At 49.6% G+C, this 22,837-nt stretch carries 21 protein-coding genes and 1 pseudogene; 12 read left to right on the top strand and 10 right to left on the bottom strand.

The features are described from left to right. Positions 1-6 precede the first annotated feature (6 nt). The gene (locus ACQ5DJ_RS06885) at positions 7-168 is read left to right on the top strand and encodes a hypothetical protein (protein WP_429841783.1); all 162 of its coding nucleotides are present in this window, start codon (positions 7-9) and stop codon (positions 166-168) included. Between the two features lie 130 nt (positions 169-298). After that, the gene (locus ACQ5DJ_RS06880) at positions 299-1,147 is read left to right on the top strand and encodes an alpha/beta fold hydrolase (RefSeq protein WP_429841782.1); all 849 of its coding nucleotides are present in this window, start codon (positions 299-301) and stop codon (positions 1,145-1,147) included. Between the two features lie 37 nt (positions 1,148-1,184). Here ACQ5DJ_RS06880 and ACQ5DJ_RS06875 read toward each other — a convergent pair whose 3' ends face one another. After that, a complete protein-coding gene (locus ACQ5DJ_RS06875) occupies positions 1,185-1,880 on the bottom strand; it encodes a hypothetical protein (protein WP_429841781.1) in 696 nt (231 codons plus the stop codon). Between the two features lie 147 nt (positions 1,881-2,027). Between ACQ5DJ_RS06875 and ACQ5DJ_RS06870 the strand changes: the two genes are divergently transcribed. From ACQ5DJ_RS06870 to ACQ5DJ_RS06855, 4 genes are all read left to right on the top strand, one after another. Further along, on the top strand, positions 2,028-2,780 hold the full coding sequence (locus ACQ5DJ_RS06870; RefSeq protein WP_429841780.1) for a gluconate 2-dehydrogenase subunit 3 family protein: 753 nt from the start codon (positions 2,028-2,030) through the stop codon (positions 2,778-2,780). A 14-nt stretch (positions 2,781-2,794) separates the two neighbouring features. Next, complete coding sequence (locus ACQ5DJ_RS06865) at positions 2,795-4,516, top strand: GMC family oxidoreductase (RefSeq protein WP_429841779.1); 1,722 nt, start codon at positions 2,795-2,797, stop codon at positions 4,514-4,516. A gap of 220 nt (positions 4,517-4,736) precedes the next feature. After that, complete coding sequence (locus tag ACQ5DJ_RS06860; protein WP_429841778.1) at positions 4,737-5,945, top strand: trans-sulfuration enzyme family protein; 1,209 nt, start codon at positions 4,737-4,739, stop codon at positions 5,943-5,945. 26 nt (positions 5,946-5,971) lie between these two features. Continuing rightward, positions 5,972-7,435, top strand: a complete 1,464-nt coding sequence (locus tag ACQ5DJ_RS06855; RefSeq protein WP_429841777.1) for a sigma-54 interaction domain-containing protein — start codon at positions 5,972-5,974, stop codon at positions 7,433-7,435. A gap of 56 nt (positions 7,436-7,491) precedes the next feature. Here ACQ5DJ_RS06855 and ACQ5DJ_RS06850 read toward each other — a convergent pair whose 3' ends face one another. The 4 genes and pseudogenes from ACQ5DJ_RS06850 to ACQ5DJ_RS06835 form a co-directional block, all read right to left on the bottom strand. Continuing rightward, the gene (locus ACQ5DJ_RS06850; RefSeq protein ID WP_017252444.1) at positions 7,492-7,815 is read right to left on the bottom strand and encodes an antibiotic biosynthesis monooxygenase family protein; all 324 of its coding nucleotides are present in this window, start codon (positions 7,813-7,815) and stop codon (positions 7,492-7,494) included. Between the two features lie 103 nt (positions 7,816-7,918). After that, on the bottom strand, positions 7,919-8,470 hold the full coding sequence (locus ACQ5DJ_RS06845) for a hypothetical protein (protein ID WP_429841776.1): 552 nt from the start codon (positions 8,468-8,470) through the stop codon (positions 7,919-7,921). A 102-nt stretch (positions 8,471-8,572) separates the two neighbouring features. Next, positions 8,573-8,755: pseudogene (locus tag ACQ5DJ_RS06840) on the bottom strand (hypothetical protein); the annotation flags it as partial. A gap of 231 nt (positions 8,756-8,986) precedes the next feature. Next, a complete protein-coding gene (locus ACQ5DJ_RS06835) occupies positions 8,987-9,502 on the bottom strand; it encodes a stalk domain-containing protein (protein ID WP_144618696.1) in 516 nt (171 codons plus the stop codon). A 223-nt stretch (positions 9,503-9,725) separates the two neighbouring features. Here ACQ5DJ_RS06835 and ACQ5DJ_RS06830 point away from each other — a divergent pair, with 223 nt between their 5' ends. Next, the gene (locus ACQ5DJ_RS06830; RefSeq protein ID WP_429841775.1) at positions 9,726-10,415 is read left to right on the top strand and encodes a uracil-DNA glycosylase; all 690 of its coding nucleotides are present in this window, start codon (positions 9,726-9,728) and stop codon (positions 10,413-10,415) included. 79 nt (positions 10,416-10,494) lie between these two features. Here the strand turns inward: ACQ5DJ_RS06830 and ACQ5DJ_RS06825 are convergent, their stop codons facing one another. Further along, positions 10,495-11,136: a thiamine diphosphokinase gene (locus ACQ5DJ_RS06825; RefSeq protein WP_429841774.1), complete on the bottom strand. Its 642-nt coding sequence runs from the start codon at positions 11,134-11,136 to the stop codon at positions 10,495-10,497. Between the two features lie 33 nt (positions 11,137-11,169). Then, positions 11,170-11,580: a 2Fe-2S iron-sulfur cluster-binding protein gene (locus ACQ5DJ_RS06820; protein WP_429841773.1), complete on the bottom strand. Its 411-nt coding sequence runs from the start codon at positions 11,578-11,580 to the stop codon at positions 11,170-11,172. Between the two features lie 143 nt (positions 11,581-11,723). Between ACQ5DJ_RS06820 and ACQ5DJ_RS06815 the strand changes: the two genes are divergently transcribed. Continuing rightward, positions 11,724-12,632, top strand: a complete 909-nt coding sequence (locus tag ACQ5DJ_RS06815; RefSeq protein WP_429841772.1) for a GNAT family N-acetyltransferase — start codon at positions 11,724-11,726, stop codon at positions 12,630-12,632. Between the two features lie 17 nt (positions 12,633-12,649). On the opposite strand, the gene ACQ5DJ_RS06810 is transcribed toward ACQ5DJ_RS06815, so the two are convergent. Beyond that, positions 12,650-13,456 (bottom strand): Fpg/Nei family DNA glycosylase, encoded by an 807-nt coding sequence (locus tag ACQ5DJ_RS06810; RefSeq protein WP_429841771.1) that lies wholly within the window; start codon positions 13,454-13,456, stop codon positions 12,650-12,652. Between the two features lie 167 nt (positions 13,457-13,623). Between ACQ5DJ_RS06810 and ACQ5DJ_RS06805 the strand changes: the two genes are divergently transcribed. After that, positions 13,624-14,817 (top strand): THUMP domain-containing class I SAM-dependent RNA methyltransferase, encoded by a 1,194-nt coding sequence (locus ACQ5DJ_RS06805; protein ID WP_429841770.1) that lies wholly within the window; start codon positions 13,624-13,626, stop codon positions 14,815-14,817. Positions 14,818-14,853: 36 nt separating this feature from the next. Continuing rightward, on the top strand, positions 14,854-17,589 hold the full coding sequence (locus ACQ5DJ_RS06800; RefSeq protein WP_429841769.1) for a DUF4855 domain-containing protein: 2,736 nt from the start codon (positions 14,854-14,856) through the stop codon (positions 17,587-17,589). A gap of 54 nt (positions 17,590-17,643) precedes the next feature. On the opposite strand, the gene ACQ5DJ_RS06795 is transcribed toward ACQ5DJ_RS06800, so the two are convergent. Both ACQ5DJ_RS06795 and ACQ5DJ_RS06790 read right to left on the bottom strand, forming a co-directional pair. After that, a complete protein-coding gene (locus ACQ5DJ_RS06795) occupies positions 17,644-18,291 on the bottom strand; it encodes a hypothetical protein (RefSeq protein ID WP_429841768.1) in 648 nt (215 codons plus the stop codon). 78 nt (positions 18,292-18,369) lie between these two features. Beyond that, complete coding sequence (locus ACQ5DJ_RS06790; protein WP_429841767.1) at positions 18,370-19,617, bottom strand: MDR family MFS transporter; 1,248 nt, start codon at positions 19,615-19,617, stop codon at positions 18,370-18,372. 569 nt (positions 19,618-20,186) lie between these two features. On the opposite strand from ACQ5DJ_RS06790, the gene ACQ5DJ_RS06785 reads away from it, so the two are divergent. Continuing rightward, on the top strand, positions 20,187-21,299 hold the full coding sequence (locus ACQ5DJ_RS06785; protein WP_429841766.1) for an aminopeptidase: 1,113 nt from the start codon (positions 20,187-20,189) through the stop codon (positions 21,297-21,299). A gap of 529 nt (positions 21,300-21,828) precedes the next feature. Next, positions 21,829-22,749: an RluA family pseudouridine synthase gene (locus tag ACQ5DJ_RS06780; protein ID WP_429841765.1), complete on the top strand. Its 921-nt coding sequence runs from the start codon at positions 21,829-21,831 to the stop codon at positions 22,747-22,749. Positions 22,750-22,837: the final 88 nt, after the last annotated feature.

Genomic DNA, 22,837 nt, shown 5'->3' with positions numbered 1-22,837 from the left:
ATAGCGATGGGACTTCGCGGGATTGGTGTTCCGTTTTCGATCAGCTATTTGCTCGTACCGCTCATCTTCAACTCACTCAAGCGTGTACAATTGATTGCTAATGCATTGGATGCCAAAGGCTTTCGCATGCGTAACAGTCAGCATCAGTTTTACCGCAGCAAACGATGAAAAAAAACGGAAGTATCCACACTCGTGGCATGTGTATGTATCGTCGCCGCACTGTTTTACATCGCCAGGCTACATCCAGATCATATAGGCGTGCTGATTCCGGGGCGTATTTAGTAAGGAGGCAGGAAAAATGAGCGAAGCATTGTTTTCACAGGTCAATCGTTTGCAGGTAGAAGAGGGCACACTGGAGTATGGCGTAACAGGTAAGCCAGATGCACCTGCCCTGCTGCTTTTGCATGGCATTCGCAACACCAAGCTGCTGTTTGCTCCCATCCTGCCAGCATTGGCAGAGCGATATCGGGTGATTGCGGTAGATATCCGTGGTCACGGGAATTCTGTGAGCCATGGTTCCTTTTCGTTTGAGCGGATCGTAACGGATTTGATTCAACTTTTGGATGCGGAACAGCTCGAGCAAGTGACGGTTGTCGCAGCGTCCTTTTCTGCTGTGCCTGCCCAGATGCTTGCGATTCGCGAACCCAAGCGTGTAGCGTCGATCGTTTTGCTGGATGGAGGCTATTATTCCTTGGGAGAAGTGCCCGGATTCAATAGGGAAAAGGTTGTCGAGCGGCTGGCTACCACGCGTTTTTCTTCCGTAGAGGAAGCGGAAAGGCAGTTCGCAGAGCGGTATGGTACGAGAGTGATGCCAGAGGGCTGGATGCGAGACGAGCTTTTGAAAAGGGAAGAAGGCAGCTACGGATACCGTTTGCCGAAGGAGGCGTTCTCGGCCTATTTTCAAGAGTACACTGTCCATAGCCAACCGGAATTGTTCCGACAGCTGACATGCCCCGTACTATTACTGCTAGCTGACGACAGCTTATTGTCAAAGGAAGAGCAGCAGTTTCATCGACAGGCAGCCGCTAATTATCAGCGGATTGTGAAGCAGGCCAAGGTGAAAATGATACCGGAAGCTCAACATTTGCTGATGGTGACGCATCCGCAAGAGACCGTGAACGAAATCCGTGATTTTTTATCGAAATAAGGAAGGGACAAGCGAGTATGCTTGTCCCTTTTTTTGTTTACCGCTTCGCTTCGCGCATGAGCACGTTCAGCTGTTCTGCCATGGCTTGCTTATCCTTTTGATCTCTCATGTGCTTTTTCACCGTTTCTAGCGCTTTGATGCCTTTTGTTGAGCTCACGAACTTCACAGGTGTATCCGTTCCATAGATACGCTCGATTTGGGTGCGTGCTTGTGCGAATGTGTTCTGATGATCACTCGTACCCAATGTCCCTGCGGTTCCGCTACCTGATTTTGTATGGGCAGCATCATGCCCTCGACTGGAGCTTCCCGAGTAATTGCTGATGAGATGGGACTGCATCGGGTCCATTTGATTGATCGATTGTGCATTGGCAGTAGAAGGGGCTAAGTAGATGGCATCGTTCACGATCAATGCCTGAACACCGTGAACGCCCGCTGCCTTCAGTTGGGCTTCCAGCTTTGTAGAAGGACCGCCCGTGTGCAAGTGTGAGCTGCCCATGGTGCTGTAGAGAGCATTGCCCATTCCGCTATACGTATGGCCGTGAGCGTTTGTCGTGAATTTCTTATCACGATCCACGCTTGGAATAACAGTTGCGCCTTTGGGCGTTTGCACGGTGGACTGTGTGTGTGCTGGTGGATGCGGCTTCGTAGGCGGAGCAGCCTGATTCATACAAGCTGTCATTAGAAGTACAGCCCCTACCCCTACGGTTCCTACCCATGTGTGGAAGTGCTTCATCACGATCCCTCCAAGTTTTCCTACCTAGATAAACTTATCCTTTGTTCGCGACATGAAGTTATGAGTGGAGCTTGTTGGAAAAAATTCCGGTGATCACGAGTATCTTGTGGAAAAAATGCACAAACCAAAGGAAGGAAATCACTGGAGGTGGTAGATTTGGCAGATTCAAACAACGTGAAGGAGCAGCCAGTATCCCGAAGGAACTTCTTGAAAAACTCCGGTCTGGTGCTCGGAAGCTTGGTGGTGGGTGGCGTGGCAGGGAGCTTGCTCCGCAAACCAGAACCTCCGGCGCAGCCAGCAGCACCGCCCCCTGCTGCCGATTACAATCAGGCACTCATGTTTTTTACGCCTGAGCAATTTAAGGTGGCGGATGCCGCCTGTGAGCGCATTTATCCTGAGGATGAGCTGGGTCCAGGCGCGAAGGCACTCGGTGCCGCTTATTTCATTGACCACCAGCTAGCGGGTGATTGGGGCTTTAATGCTCGAGAATACATGCAAGCGCCCTTTTTTCCAGGTGAGATCACACAGGGCTATCAGGGCAGGTTGAAACGTAGGGAAATATTCGATATCGGCCTTCAAGAGATGAACAACTACAGTAACAGTACCCACGGAAAACGGTTTTATGAACTCCCGGCGGATCAGCAGGACGCTGTTTTAAAGGCTTTTGAAACCGATGAAGTAAAATTGACGACCATTTCGGCGAGTACTTTTTTCAATATGCTGCGGGCCAGTACGATCGAAGGCGTTTATGCAGACCCTCTGTACGGAGGCAATAAAAATATGGACGGCTGGAAAATGAAGAATTTCCCAGGTAATCAGATGGCGTATACACAGCTGATCGATAAGCCTGAGTTTGTGAAGATGGCTCCCTTAAGTCTGCGGGATCATCAACAACATTAAGGGGGACTGTACATATGGCCAAAAAGCTGCCCAAGGTTGACGTCGTAATCGTAGGGGTGGGCTGGGGAGGAGGTATTATCGCTTCCGAGCTAACCAAGCAAGGTTTGACAGTAGTGGGCCTAGAGCGAGGCAAGGAGCGCAAAACCGAAGACTACTTCATGGTACACGATGAATTGCGTTACGCTCTTCGATACGAGATGATGCAAGATTTGTCCAAGGAAACGATCACGTTCCGCAGTCAAATGAACATTCGCGCGCTTCCCATGCGGTCATACGGTTCCTTTTTGATCGGGACAGGACTCGGGGGAGCTGGTATCCACTGGAACGGACAGACCTTCCGCTTCCTGCCGTATGATTTCGAAATTCGCTCCAAGACGATTGAACGATATGGGGCAAAGAAAATTCCAGAGGGAATGATGATCCAGGATTGGGGTATTACCTACGATCAACTGGAGCCGTACTTCGATAAGTTTGAAAAGATGGCGGGAATCGCAGGCGAGGAGAATCCGTTGGGGGGAAAACGCTCCAGTCCTTATCCGATACCTCCGATGCGTACGACACCGAGTATGAAAATGTTTGCGGATGCGGCGAAAAAGAAAAACCTGCATCCATACATCCTTCCATCAGCAAATCTCTCGCAAGCGTATACCAATCCAGACGGGGTGGCTCGGGCAGCTTGTCAGTACTGCGGCTTCTGTGAAAGGTTTGGTTGCGAGTACGGAGCAAAAGCCGATCCAGTGGTGACGGTAATCCCGGTAGCGAAGAAGACAGGGAAGTTTGAAATTCGCACGCATTCCCATGTCCGCAGAATTTTACATACAGGGAACAAGGCGACAGGCGTCTTGTATACGGACGTCACGACAGGGGAGGAATTCGAACAGCCCGCCGATATTGTGGTGATGACCAGTTATGTATTCAACAACGCGCGAATCCTGCTCATGTCCAAGCTGGGGAAACCGTATGATCCAGCAACGGGAAAAGGCGTAATCGGTAAAAACTACGCCTACCAGGTCATGAGAGGAGGCGCGGTCGGCTTCTTCGACGACAAGGAGTTTAACAATTTTGCAGGCGCAGGATCGTTGGGAATGTGTTTGGATGACTACAACGGTGATAACTTCGATCACGCCGATTTGAAATTTATCCATGGGGCGAATATCGCTGTCACACAAACTGGCTTCCGACCAATCGGAACGAACAAGGTGCCACCGGGGACGCCTAGCTGGGGCAAGGATTTCAAGGCTGCATCGATCAAATACACGAATCGGTTCATATCCGTAGGCGCCCAAGGAGCTTCGATGCCATTTCGACAGCACTTCCTTGATCTGGACCCGACGTACAAGGACGCATTTGGTGATCCGTTGATGCGCATTACGTATGATTTCGTCGATCAGGACAGGGAGCTGGCGGCTTTTTGTGCAGATAAGTGTGCGGAAATTGTGAAAGAAATGGGTGCGAACGAGAAGCTCGAAATCAACCGCAAGCTCGGCCCCTACGATATCACACCATACCAATCGACCCACAATACAGGTGGCGTCATCATGGGAGCCTCTCCAGAAACCTCGGCCGTTAACAACTACTTGCAGATGTGGGATGCGGAAAACGTATTTGTCGTCGGAGCCTCTGCCTTTGCGCACAATAGCGGCTACAATCCGACGGGAACGATGGGTGCTCTCTCCTATCGAGCAGCAGAAGGCATTTTGAAATACAGGAAAAGCGCGGGCGGCATGCTCGTATAAGCTGTTTTTCTAGTTATGCAAAACGCAATTGCAACTATGCGAAAAGTCGTTGGGGCAACTAACGGCTTTTTTCTCGTGGATCTGAAAAAGTTCATTTGCATGCTTGCGAAAGTCTATGAGCACAAAAAGGGAAATGCGCTGGAATGATGCGGTTTCTCACGTTGGCACGCTCCTTGCTATACCCTTTGGTAACAGCACAAACCAAAGGGAGAGACGAGAAATGACGACAAACAAGTGGAAGATGGACACCTCCATTATTCATACAGCACAAACGCCTTGCCAAAAAACAGGAGCAGTCGTATCTGCGGTGGTGCCTGCCGTGGCCTACGCGTTTCCAGATGCAGACTCCGCAGCGGCATGCGTGGCTGGAGAGCGGGAAGGAACGTACTACGGAAGATACGGCAACCCTACCATCACCACCTTGGAGCAAAAAATCGCCGCATTGGAAAATGGCGAAGCTGCCTTGGGCGTAAGCAGTGGGATGGCAGCTATTTCAGGGGCTTTGCTCGCCTTTTTGAAGCAGGGTGATCATGTGGTGTGTACGCGAGATGTGTACGGGGGGAGCTACAAATTTCTGACCACAATGGCCCCGCGCTATGGCATTGTGACGGACTTCGTCGATTGCACCGATTTGCAGGCAGTCGAGAGAGCTTTTTTACCAAATACAAAAGTCCTGTACATTGAAACACCCTCGAACCCGTGCCTGACTGTTTTAGATATCTCAGCGTTGTCACGTTTGGCGCACGCTCATGGCATTGTGGTAATCGTCGACAACACCTTCTTAACGCCGTATTTGCAGCGACCGCTTGAGCTGGGGGCGGATGTCGTCGTGCATAGCGCCACCAAATATTTGAACGGACATGGCGATGTCATCGCGGGCTTCATCGTCGGGAAGCAGGAACATATCCAATTCATGCGCAAAAACGTCATGGGAGACTTGGGACAGAATTTGAATGCTTGGGATGCTTTCTTGATCTTGCGTGGGCTGAAAACACTCGGCTTGCGTGTCAGACAGCATGGGAAAAACGCGCAGGCAGTGGCAGAGTTTTTGGCGCAGCACCCAGCAATCTCGCACGTCTACTACCCTGGTCTGCCTTCGCATCCACAGCATGAGCTGGCCAAACGGCAAATGGCCGGAATGGGCGGGATCGTTTCCTTCGAAGTAAAGGGCGGCTACGAGGCAGCCAAATCTTTCATTAACGCTCTGCACTTGGCTATGATATCGTTTAGTTTAGGAGATCCCGAGACACTGGTACAGCATCCTGCCTCGATGACCCATTCCTCGATCCCTGCCTCTGAGCGGATCAAGTTCAACATTACAGATGGTCTGATTCGCTTATCGACGGGCTTGGAGGATGTGGAGGATATCATCGCGGATATGGAGCAGGCGCTAGCTAGTCTGCCAATGGTGGCAGTGTCCAAGGGATAAAGGAACGTGGAACTGGAGGATTGGGCATGACAGAGTTTTCCCGGATCGAGGAATTCATTCAATCGTACGCCGACAATATTTCCAAGGTACTGGGACTCGATGTTACCATCCTGGATGAACAAGGGATACGTGTGAGCGGAACCGGCTACTATCAGGAGTTGATTGGGTTGCCAGCGCCGGAGGGATCGTTTTTCCGAATGATCCTGCAAACCGGACAGCCGGGAATGATTTTTGACATGAAAAAGAACGAGTCGGAGTGTGGCAATTGCAAGTTTTTACAGCAATGCCGAGAGCTAGCGACGATTGGATTTCCGGTGCACAAACGGGAGAAGACGGTAGGGGTCATCGGAATTATCGGGTTTTCCCCCGAACAAAAAGAAAAAATGCTGCACCATTCGGAAAAATGGATGCCGTTTTTGCAGCATACGAGTTCCTTGATTGAGCACAAGCTGCTAGAACTCGATGCGGAGCGGGAGAAGAGCTGTAACATTCAGGAGGAAATGCCGCAGGCCTCGGTTCATCCGGTGTATTTCGCCCAGCTGATTGGGGCAGAAACAGGCTTGCGTGATGTGATTGCCAAAGCGAAAAAAGTGACGAACAGCATTTCCACTGTTTTGATCCGGGGAGAAAGCGGAACGGGCAAGGAGTTGTTGGCAAAAGCTATTCATTGTGAAAGTGGACGCAGTAGACATCCATTTATTGCAGTCAATTGCGCGGCGATTCCCGAAACCTTGTTAGAAAGCGAATTGTTCGGGTACGAAGGTGGCGCATTCACAGGCTCCAGACGCGAAGGGAAGCCGGGGAAATTTGAATTGGCCCACAAGGGAACGATTTTTCTGGATGAAGTAGGCGATATTCCGTTGTCTCTACAGCCCAAGCTGCTGCGCGTCCTTCAGGAGAAAACGGTAGATCGGGTAGGCGGCGTGAAGACGCTAGGGGTGGATGTACGTGTCATTGCTGCTACACACAGAGATTTGGAGAGCATGGTCAGGGAAGGAACGTTTCGCGAGGATTTGTATTATCGACTCAATGTTATCCCCCTGCGATTAAAGCCGTTGCGCGAACGCACGGAGGATATCGCGCTTTACCTACAGCATTTTCTGTATCGGTACGGGACGTTGCTGCAAAAAGGCAGACTGGAGCTCGAAGCCCAGCTCGTCCAACGACTACAAACATACGAATGGCCGGGAAATATTCGTCAGCTAGAAAATGCCGTCGAGTATATGGTCAATATGGCAGAGGGGCAAGTCATCGGCAACGAAGAGCTTCCTGAGTATTTGCTGTTCGAGGATGAATCGACGACAGTAGGCAGCGATTTGGGATTGGAAAAGCTGGTGGCAGATTATGAACGCTCCATTCTCCAGCGCTACTTGAACGCAGGCAAGTATGGACAGGACAAAGCCGCGATTGCCAATGAACTGCAAATCAGCTTGTCGACCTTGTACCGGAAGATGGAGAAATACGGTTTGGAAAAGGATAGAGGAAAATAAAAAACCAGCCTAGATTGATCGGAGTTTTTCCAAGGTCTGGGCTGGTTTGTTTGTATTTAAGAAGGCTGCGGTTCTTTTTTCGCTTTCAGCTCGTAATGGCCGGTATTGCCGCTAATGTACCACTCAGGTGTTTTTTCTTCGCGCGCTTCGCGGTGACCTGCCAGATGAACATCACTCAGCTCCCACTGCTTCCATGCTTCTTTTGATTCCCAGCGGATTATGACGACCACTTCTTCTTCACCTTTGCGTGGCTTTTGAACCAGCACGCTCAAATCTACAAAACCAGGAGCCTTCTCAACAGCACCAGGCTCGCTAAAGCCTTGTACAATTTTGTCAGAATGACCTTCCTGAACGACGTATGTTTTTATCTCCATCATCATGAAGTGCGACACTCCTTATATCCCATTTCCCTACTTTTCCATATTATTGAGAAATATTATCATTGTCAACCAGATATTAGCAAATGGTAGGAGGATCGAGAGTTTAGTTCTCAAGTGGGACTTCTTCTTTTTTAGTGACAGTGAAAATATCAATTCCACGGTCGAGCAGGATTTCTACCGCCTCGCGAACAGGGAGAAGTGGCAATTGCATTTCATCGGCTACGGCAGCTTCTATATCAGAGACAGTGTGGAGGGGTGTTATCTGGCCTGTGCCATCTGAATAACCGATGTGGAGAGTGTTGTTTTTGAGGAGCACGAAGCGATCTTGCTCCAGCTGAAAACGATGTATGTGAAGTCGATTCAAAAAGAAGGCGTCTGGTGAAAAAGAGGCGCGGATGACTTCCGACAAGTCGGACAGTTCTTTTCGTTCATCCGGATGAAAATCCCACGGGGGAAGTGCCACTTTTCCGTTTTCATATCGCGTAAAGCGATAGTGTTCAGGATGATCGGGACTTTTGGTCAAATCCATCGAAACAGCGCCGAATGGCCTGGCATGGTTCCCGTCTTCCAGAAAATGAATCGGCTCAAAGATAGGAGCGGTAGCCCCCGTATCCACATAGACGGGTGTTTCTCCTGTGTTTGGACCATCGATCAAGATGGCAGCATGCCCACCACCTGGCAAGATGAGCTGACCGAAGAATCCAAGGGTGCGAAGCAGTGCGAGAAAGCTGTGGTTATTGGTATAGCATGTGCCGCCGAAGTTATAGTGGATCGCATTGTGTACATATTCCTCAGGGGTCGGTACCTTATGTTTTCCGTCACGGAAGAAGAGCAGCTTACTTACATTTTCATAAGGAAAGGTCTGTAGATGCGCGCGACAGAGCTGACTGAGATAAGAGAGCTGGGGGACTTGCGGTCTAGCTGTAGACGTTGAAGGTATAAACTCGCCCAGTTCGGTAAGGTAGACATAAACAAGTTCACTCCTTATATAAAATAAATAGTAAATAAAAATGTATGTTAAGTTTTGTAGGGAGATCGTATCACATGGGACAAGTGGTAATCAATCTAAATTTTTCCAAGAAATAAAAAAGGCACCGGAAGATATCCTCCGGTGCTAGCGGGTCCCTAGTCCGCTGTCTTTTTCGTACGAATAAATAAGTGCAAAAAGAATTTATAACAACGACTTAATTTCCCCGGTATTCGGGTTCACTACGAACCAGCCATACGTACTGGTGTAGCTGTCGCCAGATTGGAAGTTATTCACGACCGTTTGGTACACTTGGATGACATAGTGCCCTTTTTCGTCGTCATGAGCGTACTCGACTACATGTGTTGGCGAGAGTTTGCCAGCGAATTTCTTTTTCACCAGCTCGATTGCTTCCATTTTGGAGTACATTTTTGCTGTTGGAATTTTACCGATGAAAATCGATTTGGTTCTCGCATCGTAAATGACCGGTTTGTTCAGGTTCTCTGCTACGAAGCGGATTGGCACATAGACGGAGTTTTTGTACATGATGCCTTGTACGTCGCTGTTTGGTGATTTCGGCAACCCGTCAAAGTAGTAGGTGAACGGTGTTTTCATTCCTTCTTCCGCGTCTGGAAAAGCGGGTGCTGCAATGGCAATACCGGAAAAGAGCACCGAACCTACAACAATGCCCCCCAAAAATGACTTGATGTCCCATTTCATGATGTGAAACCCTCTCCCTTTCTCTTTTCTCTAAATCTTCCCAGCAATCATTATGTCAAAGATCATAGGAGAAAAGCTATCAAACGAGGGTACTAGGAAACAAAGACTAGGAATCATGGGAAAGATAGGACCAAATTAGAATAGTCCTAGTTCTTGAATCAGTGGTTCAGTGATTGGACGGTTTGTGGTAAGGTAGAAAAAAACAGCGGACAAGGTGAGGAACATGGCAACCATATTGCAAAATGACTGGGCCCCCGTATTGGCCGATGAATTCGAGAAGCCCTATTATGAAAAGCTTCGTCAGACGTTGAAGGAAGAGTACCAGACGCAGACAATCTACCCAGATATGTTCCATATATTCACAGCGCTGCACTTGACTGAATATCAGAATGCAAAGGTTGTGATTTTGGGGCAGGACCCGTATCACGGGCCGGGACAAGCACATGGATTGAGCTTTTCGGTTAAGCCGGGAATCAAGCCGCCACCGTCTCTTGTCAACATCTACAAAGAACTGAAAAGCGATGTCGGTTTTGAAATTCCCCAGCATGGTTACCTGAACCATTGGGCGAAGCAAGGCGTCATGATGCTCAACACCGTTCTGACGGTACGTCGTGGTACTCCGAATTCGCACAAGGACATTGGGTGGGAGACGTTTACGGATCGAATTATTCATTTGTTGAACGACCGGGAGACACCACTCGTTTTCATCCTGTGGGGAAAGCATGCGCAGGAGAAGGCGGCATTCATTGATCGAAACAAGCATTTCGTCATCGCCTCCCCGCATCCGAGCCCGTTTTCAGCGAATCGCGGCTTTTTTGGCAGTCGTCCTTTTTCGCGGACGAATGAGTTTTTGCATTCGCGCGGGCTTCCAGAGATTGATTGGCAGTTGCCGATGCAGGTAGAGGAAGAGTAGCCTGCATTTGTTTCAGGTAAAAGGAAAAGGATCTCCATTGTTCTGCATCTTGCAGGGGGATCCTTTCTTTTTCTAGCGATTAATCTTTGCTTTTGACAACGAGCAGCTTGCCCGTTTGAATCGTGATCGTTCCAGTCTGTTCCGTTAGCAGATTGCTGATGCCAAGCGTGTCGCCGATCCGCAGGGTCGCGTCCTTCAACGGATAGAGGAATCCGGTTAAGGTAATCCCTGTGACTTCCGGTGTAAAAGGCAGCAGAGAGATATGATCAAAATGATCCTGCTTGATCGTACTATGGCGGTCAATCAGACGGATTTCGTTGGTCTCATCGAGGATGAGGCAGTTGGTGCCCGTCTGCAACGTTTTGTTCAGCAAGTGTACATTTGCCAGCATATGGTCAAAACGAGAGCCGAGCACACCGAGCAGTACAATCTCCTCGGGCTGTTGCTCGATTGCCCAAGTAAGGGCCATCTCTGTATCGGTCAAATCTTTCATGACGGGATCGCAGGAGGAGACGTGCATACTGTGACGTTCAATTTCTGCCATTTCCTCGGTGCTGACAGAATCAAAGTCACCGATCGACAATCTTGGCACAAGACCGTTGCGAACGAGGAACAAGGCCCCTCTGTCAACGCCGATGAGCCAATCATTTTCGCGAATCTCTTGGATCGCCCAGTTGCCCAGATTACCCCCAGCGAATAGTAGGATGCGTGTAGGATTCATGCTACGGCCACCTTTTTCTATTAAAAATACCCTCTATGTAGGAATCGAAGAGCGAAACGTGCTCTGACAAGCGAGGCGATAGCCCGTAGCGAGTTTTTCTCCCAGCTTTGCTTTTTCCTGTCCGGTTGGGGTGTCGAGTAATGATGCACCAGCTACGATCTGTACACTGCACTTGCCGCAATGCCCTTGTTGGCATTTGTGTGCGATGGGTTGATCTTGCGTAAGCGCAGCTTGTAATAGTGTCTGAGAGGGAGTGTACCGGACTGGCATCGTTTGTGAGCGTTGCTTCACCTGTACGAGCTTCTGCTCTAATTGGGGGCGAGCCGGGCTCATTTCTGTTTTTTTCAACGATGTATGTGTCTGCACGGGAACGGGAGCTGGACTCGACATCTGTACGTCAGATCGTCCAGGAATGAGCGAGCCGACCGTAAGCTGTTTGCGCATAGGAACCTCCCGAATAGATGATTTTTTTCATATTACCATGTCAGGCGTGTGGGTGACAAAGCTGGAAAAAGCGTTCCAAAATAATTGAATTTTTAGACTTTATCGATTAAAATAATTTTATCAAAAACTAGGAAGGTGATACCATGATTACCATCAAACGGATGAGCGACTGTACCTTTGCAGAAGTGACCAAAGCGTGGAACCGAGGATTTGAAGGCTATTTTATCGAGTTTACGATGACAGAAGAAATGCTTGTTCAGCGACTGGGGGGCGAGGGATACGTGCTGTCCCTGTCTGTGGTTGCTTTTGACGGCACAGAGCCGATTGGCGTAGTTGCCAGCGGGATGAGAACTATTGCAGGGCGAAAAGTCGCGTGGAATGGTGGAACGGGTGTCGCCACAGAATATCGTCGACAAGGAGTAGGGAAGCAACTGATTGAGGCGGCATTGGATTTGTACCGGGAAGCTGGGGTGGAAGTAGCTACCTTGGAGGCATTGAGCCAAAATACCAAAGCGATTGCCTTATATGAGCAAAAAGGCTATGACGTCGTGGATCGTCTGTTGTTTTTACAGCAGAGTGGACCGCTGGCGGAGAATGCCTTTCAGACAAATGAACAGGCTGATTTTCGGGTTCGGCGTATTTTGGCCCCGGAAGTCGCTATGCTGCCGTTTTACGTGACTGATGTCCCTTGGCAAAATTATTGGCTGAACTTGCGAGATGCGCAGGCCTTGCTCGTCGAAGACAGTGAGGGTCAGGTGGTCGGCTACGCGATGTATAAGTGTTCGGTAAACGAAGAAGGCAAAGTGAGCGGGATCGTGCTACGTCAATGTGTAGCGCAGCCAGAGCATCCTGATGCCCAAGACATTTTGAAAACCGCACTCGCGCATGTGTATGTGCCCCTTGCACACGATTGCCGCCGTTCTACGTTTAATTTGCGCGCGGCTGATACCTTGCTTGTCGAAATACTGCAAGCTGCGGGATTTGGTCCTTCCGAGACGGAGCAGGTCTTTATGATCAAGCAGATGGAAGCTGCAAAAACTCCTGTCGTCTAGAGATGTGATAGCGTCTGTCAATGCTGGCAGTTCGTGCAGGCGAATACTTTGCGGGAGGAGAGCTCGCTCTTTTCGATAGGCTGTCCACAGCGCGGGCAAGGCTCTCCGCCACGATCGTACACCTGACAGCGTTCATCGAAACCACCTGTTAGGGAGTCACCAGAAAAAAGCGGCTGCATGTAACCACCGAATCGAATCGCTTCTTTAAGCACGGTTTGCATGGAATGATACAGTCGTTTTTGTTCCTCGAGAGAAAGCGTCGGGATCGTCCGGGTAGGTAGGATGGCGGCATGAAAGCAGATTTCGTCCGCATAGCAGTTGCCGATGCCCGCGAGCCAATGCTGATTGACTAATGCTGTTTTGAGGACGCTGCGCTTGTCAGCGAGCAGCTCCGTAAATCGGGTAAAGGTAAACAGCGGGTCCAATGGCTCCGGACCGAGTGGAGCCAGTCTTTCGTCGATCTGAACGTTGGTGAGCAAGTGAAGGTAGCCCAAACGGAGGCTGTGAAAATATAAAATGCGTTCTCCAAAGGTAAGAGTCACTTGGGCGGTTCTCTTTAGCTTGTCTTCCGCAGAGCCTAGGTATAGAAAACCGCCGAGCATGAGATGAAGCAGCAGGACATGTCCACTTTCCAAATGGAAGAGAAGATGCTTGCCACGTCGGTCGACAAGTGTCAGGCGATTGGCTTGCAAGAGACGAGCAAATTCCGCAGGTGGCAGATTAATCGTTTTTTCCCGCTGTACGTGAGTGGCAGTAATTGTTCCGCCACCGATTTTATCCTGTAGCAGTCGGCGATAGGTCTCCATCTCAGGTAATTCTGGCACCCTGACTCCCTCCCGTACGCAAAGTTTTTCGTAGGATGTCCCATATGGATGATCCACATGCCGTACCCGTCACTGTTTTTCGGTGATGGGTCTTTTGAATTTAGACAAGATTACCAACGCTATTCGTAAATGGGGTAATATAATATGTAAGGTAGTAGGATGAGGGCATGGCCCGAAGGATATTGGACGGACAGGAGATTACATATGCAAAAGTAGAATTGATCGCTACGGCGACTTTTGGTTTGGAATCAGTAGTAGCAGAAGAGGTAAAGGCACTCGGATACGGTCCGGTACAGGTGGAAAACGGCAAGGTAACGTTCACGGCAGATATTTCTGCGATTCCCCGCACAAATTTGTGGTTACGAACTGCCGACCGCGTGCGTCTAAAGATAGGGGAGTTCAAAGCGACTACGTTTGACGAGCTGTTTGAACAGACAAAAGCACTACCTTGGGCTGATTGGATCACAGAGGACGGGACGTTTCCTGTGGAAGGGAAATCGGTCAAATCTACCTTGTTCAGTGTGCCAGATTGCCAAGCCATCGTGAAAAAAGCAGTGGTAGAAAGTCTGAAAAAGACCTACAAGCGCGAGTGGTTCGATGAGCAAGGGCCGCTGTACAAGATCGAGGTGGCTCTTCTCAAGGATGTGGCGACGCTGACGATTGATACGTCAGGACCGGGCCTGCACAAGCGCGGCTACCGGGAATTGATCGGACAAGCGCCACTGAAGGAAACCATGGCTGCGGCGATGATTATGCTGTCTCGCTGGAAGCCTGATCGGGTATTTATGGACCCATTCTGTGGATCGGGTACACTTCCGATTGAAGCGGCGCTGATCGGACAAAACATCGCTCCGGGGATGAACCGGGAATTCGTTTCCGAGACGTGGCCTATCATTCCGAAAACAGCTTGGCGTGAAGCGCGCGCAGAGACCCATGATTTGGCTCGTTATGATCAAAAGCTAGAGATTATCGGGACAGATATGGATGACGAGATCTTGAAAATTGCCCGCCACAACGCCACTGAGGCCGGTGTAGATGACCTGATTCATTTTCAGCGCATGGATGTGCGGGATGTGCGAACCAAGCGCAAGTACGGCTACTTGATTTGCAACCCACCTTATGGGGAGCGCTTGGGAGAATGGAAGCAGGTTGCCAAGATGTATGGCGAAATGGGGAAAACCTTTGCTGCCATGGATACGTGGTCTTTCTATGTTATTACGTCCGACGAACAGTTTGAGGAGCATTTTGGTCGTACAGCAAGCAAAAAGCGCAAGCTCTACAACGGAAATATCAAGGTAGATTACTATCAGTTTTTCGGACCTAGACCGCCGCGCGGACCAATGGTTACCCCGACCGAGTAGACATAAGAGTGGGGCATAATTGGAGGAGAAAATGCAATGAGCAAGAGTAGATTCGGGAGCAGAATGCTAGCTGCGCTATTGGCAGCAGCTACATTACTGGTCCAAAGCACGCCGTTGACTCATGCTGCGACAGAGCCAGAGAAACCGGTGGTGGAGAGCGAGAAACCAGCAGGAGAGACCAAGAAGCTGGAAGATCAGTTCAAAAAACAAGAAGAAGCGCACACGGAGTTTACGGATTTGGGCAAAAGCTACGCAAGTAAAGCCGTAAACAGACTCGCAGCCCTTCATATGATCAGTGGGCAGGGAGAAAACCGCTTCAACCCGCAAAACACGATGTCTCGACAAGATATTGCGGTGCTTTTGACAAAAGTAATCGGTCTTCAACCAACAGAAATCGACGATGCTGCTTTTGAAGATGTCCGATTGGAAAGTCCTTATGCCCCGTACGTATATGGACTCTCTAAGTTGGGTGTGATGAACGGTAGAAGTGAGCACACCATGGGTGCTCTAGACCCGCTTACCCGACAAGAGTTGGCTGTCATGCTGTCTCGCTTGATGAAAGAGGGCGCGGTGACCAAAGTGGCAGGTCAGACTCCTGTTGCATACAGCGATGAAGAGGAAATCGCCGACTATGCCAAAACGGCCGTGGATGAAGTAACGAATCAGCGCTGGATGCAAGGTGCAGGCGGCAAGTTTAATCCGACAGGTACTGTCACGCGTGCAGAGGCTGCTGTGATCGCTGAGCGCGTCTTGGATGCACGCTACCAGCAAGCAGAGCAGGTGAAATACAAGGTAGATGTAGAGCGGCTGAGTTTGACTGCTGGCACGAGCCAACGCTTGAAGGTAAACAGTATCAGTGGAGATGAGCTGCCGTTTACACCTATTTTCGCTTTTGATCGTCCTGAGCTGGGAACCATTTCAGCTGACGGAACCTTTGTTGCTGGTCCTACAGCAGGAAAAGGAAATCTCACGGTGACAGTCGGCTACAAAACGACGACAATTCCGGTTGAGATCAAGGACGCTGGTAAGCCAGCTGACGAAAAGGTAGAGGACACGCCAAAGACTGCACCGGTGACTTCCTCTAATGACTCGACAACGAAAGCTGATGAAAGCAAGACGGTAGTAGAGGGAGAAAAGCAAGAAGCAGACACAGGAGCAACAAAAACGGATACAACGAAGCCTGCTGATCCAGAAGAAGAGGCGAAAGAGCCAGCAGAGAAGGACGAACTGGTCAATATCGCACCAGGCAGTTATACATCTGTTACTACTTTTGGAGCGCCAGACTCGTATTTCCAAGAGCTGGAGAAGCAGTATCCGGGTCCAGTAGGCGGACTTGTTACGCCTTCAGAAGACTGGACGGGATACCACCGTCAGTTTGGGCGCAAGGTGACCGTTGAGCTCGACGAGGCGAAGCCACTGGAGAGAGTTGCGCTAACGTTTAAGCAGCAGAAGACTTCAGGCATCACGATGCCAGAATACATGGAAGTCGAGGTATCTCGCGACGGGAAAGTGTGGTCGTATGCGGGAAGAGCCGTTCACGATGTTTCTGCCAAAGAGGACAAGTTGGTTACACGCACATTGAGCGTAACCTTGCCTGACGTCAACACCCGTTATGTCCGGGTATCTTTCCCGGTGAAAGTATTTACGTTTGCTCGCCAGCTGGAAGTATGGGCAAAAACGGATAGCGCGTGGAATAATGGCGCTGTCTTGCTGCCGCCACCAAACCCAGCGAAGCTGGAAGAAGCCAAGCAAGCAGGGCGTCGTGTGGAAAATATGCTGCTCGCTTATTCCGGAGAGCATGGCGAACTCGGGACATGGACCAAAGAAGATTTCCTCCCGATGGTTGGCTACCGCACCGTAGATGGTTATATGCGTGACCAGATGTTTGACACGATTCTGTTCCTGCCGTATCAGACTATTCCTGCTACGAAGGAAAGCTGGACAATGTATATGAATGATTTGTTCGGCTCGAACAAGCAGCTGGATGCTCTTAACCAAGCTATGCGGGAATACAATCGCCTGCGCGGAACGCTGTATTCAACACCGACGCAGGAAAATGTCGTGTTGGCTCTGCCATATCCGAATGCCAGTCAGACCAATTTTGGCCAGCTGGATGAAAAGAAACCATCCCTTTCCTTCAACCCTGCGGGAATTGGGGAAGAGCAAGCGTATCAGAATCGCAAAGCTGCACTGGAATGGTACTTCCAGGAGCTCATGAAGCGCTGGAACAAGGAAGGTTACGCTTATCTGAAACTAGAAGGAATCTATTGGTTCCATGAGCTGGTAGAGGATAGTGCACCGAAAGAACGCCAGCTGATTCGTGACATGGGTAGCATGGTGCATGACGAGGCGTTGCGATACTATTGGATTCCGTATTTCGGTTCACCGGGAGTGTCCGAGTGGAAATCTCTTTATTTCGATAAGGCGTTCCTGCAGCCGAGCTATTACAGCGACAAGCCGGTAGGAATTGACCGTATTCAAGGGGTACTGGACGTCGTCAACAAGTACGACATGGACATCGAGATCGAAGGCGACTGGAAGATGTACAATGATCCGAAGTTCTATCAGACGTACTACAATCAGTTAGTGGCCACCCACAAACTGGGGATGGATAAAAACAACGTACACGCTTACTACTTCGGCTCCAAGACATTGCTAGAGTCTGTCAAGAGCACGGACCCTGTCAAGCGCGCCATCTATGATGATACGTACAAATGGATGCGCGGTCGTTTTGACAGAACGGAATTTTTCGAGGGCAGCGAGTTGCCGTAGTAAATGGAAAAGAGTCTGTTTCCCGCTTTGTGGGGAGACAGACTCTTTTTTTATCTAAAGCGGATGGGCAGACTTTCGCCCAATCGTTTTCCTATAGATCTCCACCAGTTCCTCCAGGATCATTTCTTTCGTCGCATGTAGAGGCGGACTGGGATGGTAGTAATCGATTCCCTTGGGGCAGGGTTTGCCAAAAGTCGGTACCCCTGCTGCTGCGATCCGTTGTTTCCACAGTTTCTTGAGCGAAGAAAAATGCTGCCAGGAATGGTGATGTGAAAGCCCCCACCCCAGCAGGAGCCACGGATGCTTTTGCAGTTCCTGCGTAGATACGAGCTGAGCCGCAAGCGTCGTTTCTTTCTCGTGAATGAGCTGCTCGAAATGAGAAATGGCACTCACGGCAGCAGCATTTTGTACAGAAAACAGGTTGTAAATATGAAATCTGCCGACCAATGACCGCATTCCGTAGATCGTCTCCACCAGCCGGATCAATTGTCGCATGGTGGGATCGAGTGTGGTTTGACCTATGATGCTATGACCGGAAGCAGGTCTTTCACGAAAAGGCTTGGCACTACCAGGGTTCAGTAAGAGACAGCTCCCAAGAGAACGATGACCCTCTGAACTCGGTCCCCATTGAAGATAGGTAGAAGTTCGGTAGACGACTCCTTGGTGCTCTCTAAATGTAGCAAAGGCATTCGGCTGGTTCATGACGATCCCCTCCTGGTCAAGCTATCTTTGACCCATTTATATGAGAGGAGGGGATTTGGTAGAACGACATGCGCTACTCTAGCTACTCTTGCTAAGTTCTTTGGCACCAATCATCCGGAACAAAATGACATACAGATAAGCACTGGCTAGGGTTAAGCCTAGGATGACACCGAATACACCAACAGGAGCGAGCCATTGGGATAGACCGATCGTCAGGGGAGCGATGAAGCGACCAATCGAGAACTGGAGCGAAGAGGCCCCCATATACTGACCGCGTGCGTCCTCCGGCGAGTATTTACTGATGAAGCTCTGGGCGACTGGTGTGCGCATCAGCTCGCCGAATGTCAAAATCGCCATACAGCCGAACAGGAGCCAAATATTCGTCGTAAAGGCCATCAAGAACAGGCCGAGACCGAATAAGATGGAGGAGATGACGAGGCTGTTGCGATCGCTCCAGTTTTCAAACCAGCGAGTGACTGGCAGTGTAAACAGAACCACCAAAAAACCATTTAAAGCCATGAGCCAGCCGAATGCACTGGTTCCGCCGACAGAATAAGTCCAATTGCCCCACGAAAATAATGATTGCTGCATAACATGCTCTTTGACATACAACGCCATGTAAATATCCAACTGCATGAATCCAATGGCGATCAAAATCCCCGCGCCAATGTACAGGGCAAATGCTTTATCTCGGAAAATAATGGCGTAACTCTTGAATTGCTGAATCAGGGAAAAACGCTCCTTTGCCTTCTCATGTCGGACGTGTTCAGGCAGCGTTTCTTTGATGAGGAAAAAGACGGTAATCGCAAAAAGCAACTCAACGATGGTACAGAACATTAACAGCTGCGGGCGATAATGAACAAAAAAGACAGAACCCAATACGGGACCAGCGACCACCCCGACGTTCATCGCTGTGTAAAAGGTAGCAAAGACAATTCTCCGATCTTCTTCTGTGGTCAAATCAGCCACCATGGCGGAGCTGGCAGGCCAATAGAGAGCCCCAGCGATTCCGATCCCGATGAAGGCAAGATAGTCGACCCAAGGGGACGGGGAGAAAGCAAACAGCGCGAACATCACAGTCGATGTACAGAGCGAGAGCAGCATGGTGAACCTGCGCCCTACCCGGTCAGCCAAATATCCGCCAAACAGGTTGGACAGCATCCCGAGCAGCGGCGGTACCATCAACAGAAGACCCGCTACATCCTTCCCGAACGTATCGCTAAAATAAATCGCCATAAACGGAAAGTACATCCAAAAAAAGGTGTGCGTAATCAATTCACCAAAGAGACGTACCTTTAAGTTAAGATCCCACGAACGCCAAATCATGACAAGAATTCCTCCATTCTATTTCTACAGGTGCTTTGACCTCGATTCTTTTCTTGGAAAAATTCCACGTAAAAAAGCGCAAACGGGGTAGAGACAATGCTCTTCCGCTTGCGCTTTATCAAACGATACAAGGGTGGCGGGAAATAACCAGCTCAACGGGGTACAAAAGAAAGACGGTTATATACCTTTAATTTTAGGTACAGTAAACCGACTGTTCACCCGAGAACATGGCCCGCAATTCATATCGGGAAAAAGACGGAAGCGGTTCAGGCATCCTGCAGCTTCTAGCTTTTGAAAGGGTTGTAAGAGGCAGTGCCCCTTAACAGAGGTCCCACCTAAGCGAAGATAACTACAGAAAACACCATGAACTCAGCACTCCCGTCTTTCAAATTTTTTACATAGGTAAACTCTTGTTGATTAGAATACTCGAAAGAGTCGATTTTATGCAAGATAATTTTTTGGTTTTTTTTGAATAGTACCAAGAACATCGAGAATTGAAAAAGGTACCTTCATTCGGTAAAATATTTTTTAACAATAACCAATCATGTTAGGAATGTGGGGGATATCGCATGCTGGATACACGCATCGTCAAGCTGGCTACAAACTTGCTGAGCCATTCTGTACGCCTGAAGGAAAAAGAAAGCTTGTTGATTGAAGTTCGTGGCGAGGGTCACGCTTTAGCAAAAGAATTAGTTAAGCAGGCGTATGAATTGGGAGCTTATCCGTTCGTACGGATTATTGACCCGTCTATCCAACGTGAGCTGATGCTCGGTGCAAGTGCAGAGCGTGCGGCTCATTTGGCAAAATGGGAAGAGCCAATGTACAAAGATTTGGATACATATATTGTCATTAATGGTCCGTCCAACGACAGCGAGATGGCCGATGTCCCGGTAGAGCGTCGTCGTGCACACCAAAGTGTGATGCAAGAATTGAATGACTACCTGACCAACAATGTACGATGGACGCTGCTCAACTACCCGACCACGGCTTTGGCGCAAAATGCTAACATGTCTACAGTTGCTTTTGAAGATTTTTATTTTGACGTATGTTCCGTGGACTATAAAAAGATGCACGAAGCCTTTTTGCCTTTGCAGCAATTGATGGATCGTACGGACAAAGTGCGTCTTGTTGGACCTGGAACAGATCTTCAATTCTCGATCAAGGACATCCCTAGTATCATTTGCTCTGGGCTTCGCAACATTCCAGACGGCGAGATTTTTACAGCCCCAGTGCGTAACTCCGTGAATGGAACGATTACGTACAACGCAGCAACAAGCTACATGGGCACGAAATTCGAAAATGTATGCTTGAAGTTTGTAGACGGAAAAATCGTCGAAGCAACTTCTAACAACACCGAGAGACTCAACCAAATTTTTGATACGGACGAAGGAGCGCGCTACATCGGGGAATTCGCAATCGGTGTGCATCCGTATATCCTGCATCCAATGAATGATATCTTGTTCGATGAAAAAATTGCCGGCAGCTTCCACTTCACGCCAGGTCGCGCATACGACAACGCAGATAACGGCAACCGCAGCCAAATCCACTGGGATATGGTAAACATCCAGCGTCCCGAGTACGGCGGCGGCGAAATCTGGTTTGATGATGTGCTGATTCGCAAAGACGGTCTGTTCGTTTTGCCAGAGCTGCAAGGACTCAATCCGGAAAACTTAAAAGGGTAAAGCGAATTTACAGGGCCATCATGCTTAGCATGGTGGCTTTTTTGTCGTCTTTTAATGTAGCTGTCGTGGAGGAAGAAGCGCATTTCCAGTCTACGCTTCGGCCTACGCCCCGCAAGGGGGATTGACTGCCCGCTTCGGAATAAATGGCGGGAGCGCTTCAAACGTAGAAGTTTCGAGGAAGGTTTTCATAAGTGAAGCTGAAAACCCCCGCCATTTATTCCTCCGCTGGGTTGGGCTCCAGAGGCGCTTGGACTGGAAATGCGCTTCTTCTTACGGGGCTTTTGGTTTGTTATCCTAGCCCCCTGAATATCAACCAAACCGCTCTAAAAGCACGAAGTAAACACAAGCTGTCCGTAAGCACTGTCACATGTCTGGAAGGAGACCGCCCGAACGAAGAGAGGATACAGGCGACTGGAAGACATGTGGCAGGGCTTCTCCCGACCACAAACGTTGGATGACGACTACAGACGAGCATCTCTGGCATCCTTTTGCTACAATAAGAAAAAAGCATGGAACAGAGGGATTAGACGTGAGCCGCAAAGATTGGATCGAATACATCGTCAGTGAACAAGACACGGGAATGAACGTGGAACAAATCGTCCGGCAAAAGCTCAACGTGTCGGGGCGCATGATGCAGCGGCTGACGAGAAGTAAGGGGATTTTGCTCAATCGCAAGCAGCCCTTCCTGCAAAGACAAGTAAAAGCAGGAGATACAATCGCTGTTCGTGTCATCGAGAGACAAGAGCAAGCGCCTAGGGAGCCCCAGCATGATACGAAGTCCGAGGGACCGATCACACCAATGCCGTCCATCGATATTTTGTACGAGGACGATCATCTCTTGATTGCAAACAAACCGGCAGGCATGATGGTGCACCCGATTAAACAAGAGACCGACACATTGGTACATGCACTTGCTGCCGTACTGGCGGCACAGGGTGTACATCCTGTGCATCGGCTGGATAAAGATACATCAGGAGCTATTCTCGTAGCCAAAAGCAGCTATGGTCATCAATTGGCTGACAGGCTGCTGCGCGAAGGGGGCCTTCATCGCGAGTATCTTGCGGTTGCCAGTGGCGTGCTGTCAGAGGGAGCTGGAACGATCGATGCGCCAATTGGCCGAGATGCGCGTCATCCGACGAAGCGTCGTGTCGTGGAGAGTGGCGATCCTGCCATTTCGCATTATGAGGTACAACAGACCTCTGAGGGAATGACGCTCGCGCGCGTCTGGCTGGAGACGGGGCGTACCCATCAGATTCGCGTTCACTTTGCCCACATCGGACACCCACTTGCTGGCGATACGATGTATGGGGGAGCGAGAGGTTTGTTACGCCGACAGGCTTTGCATGCTTCGAAGTTGTCCTTTTTGCATCCGCTTCTCGAAAAAGAGATTGTAGTCGAGGCACCGATACCAACGGATATGAAACGCTTGATGCAAGCGGAGTTTACATAAGAACGGCCAACACGCTGAAACCACCTTTCAATAGGTGGTTTCATTGGTGTATTTGGTAAAGGTGGATTGTGCCCCCAATATCTTAGAG

It is taken from the genome of Brevibacillus sp. FIR094, from assembly GCF_050477165.1.
Lineage (GTDB): Bacteria > Bacillota > Bacilli > Brevibacillales > Brevibacillaceae > Brevibacillus.
The sequence above is the reverse complement of the archived record's forward strand: the minus strand, read 5'-3'. Positions and strand labels throughout refer to the sequence as shown.

Bases quoted from the DNA above. Each gene is read 5' to 3' on its own strand.
- ACQ5DJ_RS06885 (WP_429841783.1), top strand. From the start codon at position 7: ATGGGACTTCGCGGGATTGGTGTTCCGTTTTCGATCAGCTATTTGCTC.
- ACQ5DJ_RS06790 (WP_429841767.1), bottom strand. From the start codon at position 19,617: ATGATTTGGCGTTCGTGGGATCTTAACTTAAAGGTACGTCTCTTTGGT.
- ACQ5DJ_RS06830 (WP_429841775.1), top strand. From the start codon at position 9,726: ATGGCAACCATATTGCAAAATGACTGGGCCCCCGTATTGGCCGATGAA.
- ACQ5DJ_RS06880 (WP_429841782.1), top strand. From the start codon at position 299: ATGAGCGAAGCATTGTTTTCACAGGTCAATCGTTTGCAGGTAGAAGAG.
- ACQ5DJ_RS06785 (WP_429841766.1), top strand. From the start codon at position 20,187: ATGCTGGATACACGCATCGTCAAGCTGGCTACAAACTTGCTGAGCCAT.
- ACQ5DJ_RS06800 (WP_429841769.1), top strand. From the start codon at position 14,854: ATGAGCAAGAGTAGATTCGGGAGCAGAATGCTAGCTGCGCTATTGGCA.
- ACQ5DJ_RS06855 (WP_429841777.1), top strand. From the start codon at position 5,972: ATGACAGAGTTTTCCCGGATCGAGGAATTCATTCAATCGTACGCCGAC.
- ACQ5DJ_RS06815 (WP_429841772.1), top strand. From the start codon at position 11,724: ATGATTACCATCAAACGGATGAGCGACTGTACCTTTGCAGAAGTGACC.
- ACQ5DJ_RS06860 (WP_429841778.1), top strand. From the start codon at position 4,737: ATGACGACAAACAAGTGGAAGATGGACACCTCCATTATTCATACAGCA.
- ACQ5DJ_RS06850 (WP_017252444.1), bottom strand. From the start codon at position 7,815: ATGATGATGGAGATAAAAACATACGTCGTTCAGGAAGGTCATTCTGAC.
- ACQ5DJ_RS06825 (WP_429841774.1), bottom strand. From the start codon at position 11,136: ATGAATCCTACACGCATCCTACTATTCGCTGGGGGTAATCTGGGCAAC.
- ACQ5DJ_RS06820 (WP_429841773.1), bottom strand. From the start codon at position 11,580: ATGCGCAAACAGCTTACGGTCGGCTCGCTCATTCCTGGACGATCTGAC.
- ACQ5DJ_RS06865 (WP_429841779.1), top strand. From the start codon at position 2,795: ATGGCCAAAAAGCTGCCCAAGGTTGACGTCGTAATCGTAGGGGTGGGC.
- ACQ5DJ_RS06835 (WP_144618696.1), bottom strand. From the start codon at position 9,502: ATGAAATGGGACATCAAGTCATTTTTGGGGGGCATTGTTGTAGGTTCG.
- ACQ5DJ_RS06805 (WP_429841770.1), top strand. From the start codon at position 13,624: ATGGCCCGAAGGATATTGGACGGACAGGAGATTACATATGCAAAAGTA.
- ACQ5DJ_RS06795 (WP_429841768.1), bottom strand. From the start codon at position 18,291: ATGAACCAGCCGAATGCCTTTGCTACATTTAGAGAGCACCAAGGAGTC.
- ACQ5DJ_RS06875 (WP_429841781.1), bottom strand. From the start codon at position 1,880: ATGAAGCACTTCCACACATGGGTAGGAACCGTAGGGGTAGGGGCTGTA.